This window comes from Chryseobacterium koreense CCUG 49689 (assembly GCF_001045435.1).
Lineage (GTDB): Bacteria > Bacteroidota > Bacteroidia > Flavobacteriales > Weeksellaceae > Kaistella > Kaistella koreensis.
This window is the reverse complement of record NZ_LFNG01000039.1, coordinates 1-8,385: the sequence shown is the minus strand read 5'-3', so window position 1 is coordinate 8,385 and position 8,385 is coordinate 1. Positions and strand designations below refer to the sequence as shown.

Here is an 8,385-nt window from a genome sequence, read left to right as displayed (position 1 = left end):
TAATGCAATTGCAGGCCATGATTTTTGTTTATCACGCAAAGTTTTTTTTTACTGCTCCTATTTTTAAGGGGCAAAGTTTTGTCCGCCACGGCGGACTGATTAAGAGTGCTTTTCTTCCGCCTTCGGCGGATGCTTTGATTGCTTGATTTTATGGTAGTAGGTATTAATTTCACGTTATTTTTTAATTTCGAGTCCTGAGTAAAGACGGCGAAGGCTTGTCCGGTGAAGATTATTTCGGTGAAAGAAGTGTAGGGGACTTGATCAAGTGTAATTCTGGAAAGATGGATCTCTAATACTATTGCAGACGATGTTTTTTCTGATCACGCAAAGTTTTTTTTTACTGCTCCTATTTTTAAGGGGCAAAGTTTTGTCCGCCACGGCGGACTGATTAAGAGCGCTTTTTTTCCGCCTTCGGCGGATGCTTTGATTGCTTTTAAGGTAGTAAGCATTAATTTTACGTTATTTTTTAATTTCGAGTTCCGAGTAAAGACGGCGAAGGCTTGTCCGGTGAAGATTATTTCGGTGAAAGAAGTGTAGACTTAATCAGGACCATTTTTGGAAAAAAGACTGTCTAATGCAATTGCAGGCCATGATTTTTGTTTATCACGCAAAGTTTTTTTTTACTGCTCCTATTTTTAAGGGGCAAAGTTTTGTCCGCCACGGCGGACTGATTAAGAGCGCTTTTTTTCCGCTTTCGGCGGATGCTTTGATTGCTTGATTTTATGGTAGTAGGTATTAATTTTACGTTGTCTTTTAATTTCGAGTTCCGAGTAAAGACGGCGAAGGCTTGTCCGGTGAAGATAATTTCGGTGAAAGAAGTTTGAAAGATCTGATGAATCCACAGAAATTCCATGGGAGTTTTATCTGTGTAGAACAAATTAGCCTACACAAATCGGCCTCCGTAGGAATGCTATCTTTTTCGTAAATTGTAGCCATAAATGCAGTGATTTTCTATTCATGCATTCTTGGCTATTAATCTCATCCAAATGACAAAATCCGAAATCAGAAAAGAATACCTACAAAAGCGGGAATCCTTATCTCAGGATGAAGTGATTGATTTTTCAAAAAAAATCTTTCAAAATTTCATTGCCCGATTTAAACCTGTTGAGAATCAGAAAGTTCATGTTTTTTTATCTATTCCTGAAAAAGGCGAGGTGGACACCAAGCTTTTCCTGAATTATTTCTTCAAAAACCATATCCGGGTGTTTGTCCCTAAAATTGAACAGAAGAAAATGATTTCTGTTGAAATTACGGAGGAAACTCCGCTCATCAGAAGTTCATGGGGGATTGACGAGCCGGCAAGCAATCAGGATTCCGGTGAAAAAGACTTTGATTTCGTGCTCACCCCATTGTTGTATTGTGACCGCCATGGAAATCGGGTAGGCTATGGAAAAGGCTATTACGATGGTTTTTTTTCCACCATCAGTAAAGATGCCCTAAGAATTGGGGTCGGTTTTTTTGATCCGGAAGAAGAAATCGAAGATCTGATCGAAAGGGATGTGCCGCTCAACTATTTGGTGACCCCTACCGAAGTACTGTCTTTCCGTGGTTTCACATCGAAATCCACAAAGTAGAAGGTGAATTCTTTTTTAAATTTCACAGGAGAAAGCTTCAGGGTGTATTGCACATTTTTTCGGAAATTCCCGATCAGTCTATCCCGGTTGTCATAATAATCCACGTCGAATTTTGCAAAATCCAGGGTGTCATTCCCTATGATTTCCTTCGTGACCTCGATATTGCCCACTTTGGCGGTTTTCACCTTGAAACTGTCCAGCTGTTTCAGGATCGGTTTTAATTTGTCCGAATCTTTTTCCGCAAAATAGCTCCTCATCTGGGCATAAATCACGGAATCAATTTCTGTATCCCGGTTTCCCGCAGTATAAAGCGTGGATAAATCCAGCAATTCCTGGATTTTCTGCTTGGTGATGAACGAAATCGCTTGTGCGCTGTCCATTTTGGTAACCGGATAAGTTTTTTTGTTATTGTTGTTTCTCACTTTTTGAAGGTCAGACAATTCGTTGGATTCTTTGTTGCAGGCTGCCATAAAGATTAGCAGAGAAAACAGAATCAGCACTAAATTATTTCTTCTCATCGGTTGCGATTTTAAATTTGATCATGTTGATTTTTCCTGCCTTGTCATCCTTGGTTTCAATGACTTGCAGGTTTTCCAGCGATGTTGATGGCAAAGTGACCAGGTTGATGTACCTTTGCTTATCCATAGTTTCCACCCCATAAGTCTCATTGTCGTAAACCTGATAAATCAAGGCATTGTCGCTGATCAGGTAATTGAGCCTTTCCCGTTTCTTCTTTAGATCCGTAATGGATTTCGAATAATAAAACAGCATAATCGCATAATCATTCGGTTTCAGTTCTATGTTTTCGGCTTCCGGAGCGGTTTCCAGATTTCTGTAAATAGTGTCTGTACGGTAGTAAGGCGACGAAACCACCATCGTCAGTTTTTTAGATTTCGTGGTATATACAAATGGTTCGTTGGGTTTTGCCACATAAAGGATGGGCGACTCGTTGTCTTTCAAAATCTGGACCTGCAGTTCCGCGTTGATTTTTGAGTTTCGGTCTGCATCGATAAAGCTGTAATAGAATTTCTTGCTGAAAAGTTCATCTTTAAAACCCAAAAGTCCAACGGAAATAGCCAAAATCGCAGAAATACCCAGCCAAAGATACTTTTTCAATAGGGTAAAAGTGGATTTTTGCTCTGTGGTATCATAAGTGGAAAACTCAGCGGTATTTTCTTTAATAATTTGATTATCAGTATTTGAAATTTGTAAATCAATTTTTTCGGGAAGGTTTTCAGGGGTGTTCAGTGGTACTGCTGCACTGCTTTCGGAATTTTTCTCCGGCACTTCCTTCGAAGCGGAGTTTTCAACCGTCCGTTCCGGTGTTTTGAGCTGATCATCGTTCAGATCTTCATAATCTGCCAGAATTTCATCCGCGAAGAGATGATTTTTCTTAAAGTCGTACCAGGACATATAACCCGCATAAGCACTGAGAATATTCAGCATATCTATCCGCGGCAACTTGGTGATGGGTGTAGTTTTGAAATAGGTGTAAAAAGATTTTTCAGAGATGTTTCCTTTTGCTCTTTTCCTCAGATCTTCCTGAAAGTAAATGATGTCGATCCCTTTCCACTTCGAAATATCTTCGTCGGAAGGGGTATGGTTTTCTAAATACTGAGTTTGGACCTCTTTTTTTAGCTGTTCGAAGTGTAATAAATCTAAATCGCTCAATGGGCAGGTTTATATAATCAGTTGATTATCAATTATGTTTTTTTGTAAAACAATTTTACAAATATATTACAATTAATTTTCGGAAACAAATTTATTTGCTGCTATACCTTTGTCCCGTTCAAATGATTGAACAGAACAATCGAAATTGAAAACAAACAAAACAATTAAATTTAATTTTATTATGAAAAAGTCATTCTTCGTAGCTGCTATCGCTGCTGTAGCTCTTGTAGCTTGTAACAAATCTGAGTCTGTAGAAAACGCTTCAACAACTGATTCTGCAGCTGCTGCTGTAGTTGATTCTGCTGCAACTGTAGTTGATTCTGCTGCTGCTGTAGTTGATTCTGCTGCTACTGCTACTGCTGGTGCTGCAACTGACGCTGCTGCTGCTACTACAGAAGCTGTTAAAGGTGCTGCAACTGACGCTAAAGAAGCTGCTAAAGATGCTAAAGAAGCTACTAAATAATTAGTAACAGCTTTTAAAAACAACCGTTTCTCCCAGAGAAGCGGTTTTTTTATGCCCTTTTCTGCCGCAATATTTCGTAGCAGCTGATCGCCACCGCATTGCTTAAATTTAGGGAATCAATGGTTCCGGCCATCGGAATCAGCGTATTGGCTCCCTTCCCAATCCAGAAATCGCTCAATCCGGAATGTTCCGTTCCGAAGAGCAGGGCAGATTTCTGTCTGAAATCCCTTGTCTGAAGATCTTCTGCGCTTTCATCCATCAAAGTGGTGAAAATAGGGTAGTTGTTTTGAAGCAAAAATTCATAGAGCTCCTCATTGTCACTTTGGAAAACATTCATTCCGAACAGGCATCCAACACTCGAGCGGATCACATTGGGATTAAAGAAATCCACTTTGGGGTCGGTGATGATCACCGCGTCGATTCCAAAGGCTTCACAGCTCCGTAAAATAGCACCGAGATTTCCGGGCTTTTCCACACTTTCCACTACAATGACCGACGAATCTGCCTTCGGTTTAAAATCTTTCAGTGAGTTGGTTTTGGCTTTAAATATTCCGATGATGCCTTCGGATGTTCCGCGGTAGGAGATTTTTTCATATAGATTTTCCGAAACCAGACTGATTTTTCCTTTCGGGAAATCTTCGTTGAAAATACTCTCACAAATGAAAAATTCCTGCACTTCAAAGCCGAAATGCAATGCCCGCTCATTTTCCTGCTTTCCTTCCACCGTGAAAACGCCGGACTTTTTCCGGAAACGGTTATCGGAAATTAATCGCACAAGGTATTTGATCTTGTCGTTTTGCGGACTCTCTATCATCATGATTCGGATGCTGTATTTTCGTTTTCTTCGTCAAACAAACTGATTTCTGACTGGTCATTGGCACGTTCCAAAAGGGATTCGGGGAGGTGCTTTTTGGTGGATGCACCCAATTGCTTGATTCGTTGCACACTTCCAACCAAATTTCCTCTTCCGGTGGATAGCTTTTTCATTGCATTTTCGTAGTCACTTTTTGCATCATCCATTTTTCTGCCAATTTTAAGCAGATCAGCGACAAAGCCCTCAAACTTATCGAACAGCGCTCCTGCCTGTCTTGCGATTTCTTCGGCATTTCGGTTTTGGTCTGCCCTTTTCCAGACGTCGGAGATCAGTTTCAGATAGGCGATTAAATTCGTGGGGCTCAAAAGAATGATATGCTTTTTGTAGGCATAGTTCCACAGATTCGGATCGTATTGCACCGCTGTCAGAAACGCGGGTTCCACGGGAATAAACATGATCGTGAAATCCAGTGCTTCTTTAAGATTGTCGTACCTTTTCTGGGCAAGCGTGTCTATGTGCTTTTTCACCGCAGCAATATGAAGCTGTAGATTTGCTTTTCGGTCCTCTTCATTTTCGGCGGAAACCATTCGTTCATAAGCATTGAGCGAAACTTTGGAATCGATAATCACCAGCTGGTTTCCGGGGAGTTGCAGCACAAAATCCGGCCTTTGATTTTCGCCATGCTCGTTCTTAATGTTGTATTGCGTGAAATATTCGCGGTCTTTCGTCAATCCGGAATCTTCCAGAATTCTTTCCAAAATCATTTCGCCCCAATCGCCCTGTGTTTTAGTTTGACCTTTCAACGCAGTTGCCAAATTGTTGGCTTCCTGGCTGATTTTGTTGGTTTGGTCCATCATCATTTTAATGACGGTATTCAGCGAACTGCGTTCGCGAGTCTCCTGCTCATAGACTTCGTTGACCCTTTTCTTAAAACTTTCCAGGTTTTCTCCTAATGGTTTCAGGAGTAAATCCAGATTTTCTTTATTGGTTTCGGTGAACTTCCTGGTTTTTTCGTCCAGGATTTCGTTCGCCAGGTTTTTAAACTCATTTTTCGCGGCTTCCTGGAGTTTGATGATTTCCTCTTTTTGTTCCTCGAATCTTTTTTGGAGGCTTTCGTTTTGGGCGCTCAGTTCAGATTTGATGGCGATCAGATTTTGTTTCTCCGCACTGAGGGCGTCTATTTTTTCGGTCTGTATTTGGAGGTCCCTTTGCTGCTCGTTGATTTTTTGAGTCTGGGAATCATTGACCGCGTTGATTTGCGCGATATCCTTTTCCAGTGCAGATTTCAGCTCATAAAGTTCTTTAGTGAGATTTTTTTCCTGTTCGAAATGCTCATTCAGTTCGCTGATTTTCTGATTAGAATTTTGCAGGTCGGAACTGGTGCGTATGTAGTTATTGTTGAGTTCTTCAAAATCCTTTCTTGGCACATTTCCGGATTTTAGCATAAAATAGAGAACCACGGCGCCGAGAATTGCGCCGAAAATGAATCCAATGAAGAGTGTGGTGATTTCCATTTTTCAAAAATACGAAAAGAAAATAGGGGAAGCGCAATTAGATGGACCAACTAGATATTTTTGGTACTGCTTAGGATTTCGATGTTTTTTTTCACATCGCTGCTTTCATATTTTTTCAGTGCTTTGGAAAGTGCGGGCGTAAGTAGCTTCGGATTCAGTATTTGGGTGGCAACTTGGGCAGTGGCATAATCGACAACAGCGGTTACAGAGTCCTGCAAAAATTTTGGAGTGTTGGAGGATATCACGGCGGTCGTCCAAGAAGTTTGCCGCGCTTTGGAAATGCAGAAATCTAAAACTGCATTATCTTTTCCATCAGCTACCTGGTCAATGAGGTGAACCGGATAGATGATGCGGTTTAAAGAATCCTGCACGTTTTGATTGATGGAAGCGATCACCTCATTAATTCGGTTGAAATCATTTTTCAAAGGATTGATGCTGCGGTACGGCATGATGGAGGCCGCGGCAATTCCCAAATCCAAGTTGATGTGTGCATTCATTCCCAAAAAAATATGTTGAAGGATGAGCAGGTTCTGGTTTTTAGCTGCTTCGAAGGCAATGCGCCAAGCGTGGGAGCATCTTTTTCCATTGCGATAGCTGTTCCAGGCTTCCAGGTAGCGTTTTGCAAATGCAATATCCAGTATGGTCATTCTGGAATTGTCCTCAAATTTTTTGGTCTGGATGCCTTTTAAAACCTGGGCGGTCATGATCCGATAGGTAGAGGCAAAATAACCAACGGGACTTTCGTTTTGACGGCTCCAGGAAATAATTTCATCGATTTGTGTCAGGACTTCCTCGATGGTTTGAATGGTTTTCATGTGCAATGTTTTTAGTTTTTAAAATTAAAAATTTCCAAGGAAATAGGATATGATGGGGTCGTGCATCGGATGATCCTTTTAGCCGGGAATCTTCAAAAATGCTTTGGCCAGCTCAATCATTTCGGGGTCACCGGTATATTTTCCTTTTTCGTCAGACAGTTTCACGGTGGGCGTCCAGTCGCCATGGCTCGATTTCGCGGCAATGAGCTTCATCACAATGTTCATCGGTTTCAGACCGACATCATTGGTCAGGTTCGTTCCGATTCCGAAAGAAATTCCGATCCGATCTTTGCAGGCGTTGGTGATTTCTTCCACTTTTTCCAGATTCAGGCTATCTGAAAAGATGATGTATTTGAACAGGGGGTTGATTCCATTTTCTTCGTAATGTCTTATGGTTTTGTTGGCAAACTCGATCGGATCTCCGCTGTCGTGCCGCACTCCGTCGAATAGTTTTGCGAATTTTTTGTCGAACTGCTGGAAGAAGACATCCGTGGTGTAGGTGTCCGAAAGTGCCACTCCCAGATCGCCGCGGTACACATCTACCCAATGTTCCAGCGAAAGCGCGTTCGCCATTTTGAATCCATATTCCGCGGCATGGAACATGAACCATTCGTGGGCGTGGGTTCCGATCGGCTTCACGCCGTATTTCATGGCAAAGTGCACATTGGAGCTGCCGATAAGCGTGGAGTTTTCGGTCTTCACCAGTGCATCCACCACCAGATCCTGAACAGCATAGGAATGTCTGCGGCGCGTCCCGAATTCCGCGAAAGTCACCCCAAGCCGGTTGAGCTGTTCGGCTTTTTCCATGGTCCGCTGGATGACCACTTCATTGGTATCTCTTTCCAGGTGTTTCATCTCGTAATGAAGCTCGGAAATCAATGCCAGGAGCGGAACTTCCCACAGGATGGTGCGGTACCATTCGCCTTCCACCGTGACTTCCAGGTCTGTGCCGGATTGGGAGATATGGACTTCTGCGGGATCGTAGTGATAACCGGCAAGAAAATCCAGATAAGGTAGATCCAGGTACGGACAGGTTTCTTTCAGGTATTGCTTTTCAGATTTCGTCAGCTTGAGTTCTGCCATGGCGTTGACCAATTTCCGCAATTCCGCTGCAAAGCCTTCCGGGAAATGGTGTTCGCCGCGGTTGATGAACCGGTATCTGACCTTCTCGTTGGGAAATTGTTTGATCACTGCGTTCTGCATGGTGATCTTATAAAAATCGTTGTCGAGTATTGATTTTAGGCGGACTTCATACATGAAAAATGGTTTTAAGCAAATTTAGAAAATTCAAAATAAAGAATGGGGTAAAAAGAATGATGGCAGGGTAATCCCGAAATGATGCTCATTTGGACTGGAGTCACGTGCCGCTATGCGAGCGGAAGTACTGTGCGGCCTAAGTTCCATAAGATGAATCTTATGGATAATCACATGTCGTCCTCCGGACGATGCCTATGTGTAGTTGCCGCTCGTCAATCCATCAGATGAATCTTATGGTTAATCATATATCGTCCTCCGGACGATGAGTGCGTGGTCG

At 42.3% G+C, this 8,385-nt stretch carries 8 protein-coding genes; 2 read left to right on the top strand and 6 right to left on the bottom strand.

The window, feature by feature from the left end; translation table 11 throughout:
* The first annotated feature begins 986 nt into the window (after positions 1 to 986).
* Positions 987 to 1,574: a 5-formyltetrahydrofolate cyclo-ligase gene (locus tag ACM44_RS14310; protein WP_048500740.1), complete on the top strand. Its 588-nt coding sequence runs from the start codon at positions 987 to 989 to the stop codon at positions 1,572 to 1,574.
* Here the strand turns inward: ACM44_RS14310 and ACM44_RS14305 are convergent.
* Complete coding sequence (locus ACM44_RS14305; protein ID WP_048500739.1) at positions 1,511 to 2,092, bottom strand: hypothetical protein; 582 nt, start codon at positions 2,090 to 2,092, stop codon at positions 1,511 to 1,513. The genes ACM44_RS14310 and ACM44_RS14305 overlap by 64 nt on opposite strands.
* Entirely contained in the window at positions 2,079 to 3,245 is a 1,167-nt protein-coding gene (locus ACM44_RS14300; RefSeq protein ID WP_048500738.1) for a hypothetical protein, read from the bottom strand. The genes ACM44_RS14305 and ACM44_RS14300 overlap by 14 nt, the downstream gene beginning before the upstream one ends.
* A 145-nt stretch (positions 3,246 to 3,390) precedes the next feature.
* Between ACM44_RS14300 and ACM44_RS14295 the strand changes: the two genes are divergently transcribed.
* Entirely contained in the window at positions 3,391 to 3,708 is a 318-nt protein-coding gene (locus tag ACM44_RS14295) for a hypothetical protein (RefSeq protein WP_407637861.1), read from the top strand.
* 49 nt (positions 3,709 to 3,757) lie between these two features.
* On the opposite strand, the gene ACM44_RS14290 is transcribed toward ACM44_RS14295, so the two are convergent.
* The 4 genes from ACM44_RS14290 to pncB all read right to left on the bottom strand — a co-directional run bounded on the left by ACM44_RS14290 (position 3,758) and on the right by pncB (position 8,108).
* Positions 3,758 to 4,525, bottom strand: coding sequence for a TrmH family RNA methyltransferase (locus ACM44_RS14290; protein ID WP_183325405.1), 768 nt, complete (start codon positions 4,523 to 4,525; stop codon positions 3,758 to 3,760).
* Positions 4,522 to 6,036: a DNA recombination protein RmuC gene (gene rmuC, locus ACM44_RS14285; protein WP_048500737.1), complete on the bottom strand. Its 1,515-nt coding sequence runs from the start codon at positions 6,034 to 6,036 to the stop codon at positions 4,522 to 4,524. Before rmuC ends, ACM44_RS14290 begins: the two co-directional genes overlap by 4 nt.
* A 50-nt stretch (positions 6,037 to 6,086) precedes the next feature.
* Positions 6,087 to 6,851, bottom strand: coding sequence for a DUF5995 family protein (locus tag ACM44_RS14280; protein WP_221247281.1), 765 nt, complete (start codon positions 6,849 to 6,851; stop codon positions 6,087 to 6,089).
* Between the two features lie 78 nt (positions 6,852 to 6,929).
* Positions 6,930 to 8,108: a nicotinate phosphoribosyltransferase gene (gene pncB, locus ACM44_RS14275; RefSeq protein ID WP_048500736.1), complete on the bottom strand. Its 1,179-nt coding sequence runs from the start codon at positions 8,106 to 8,108 to the stop codon at positions 6,930 to 6,932.
* Between the last annotated feature and the right edge of the window lie 277 nt (positions 8,109 to 8,385).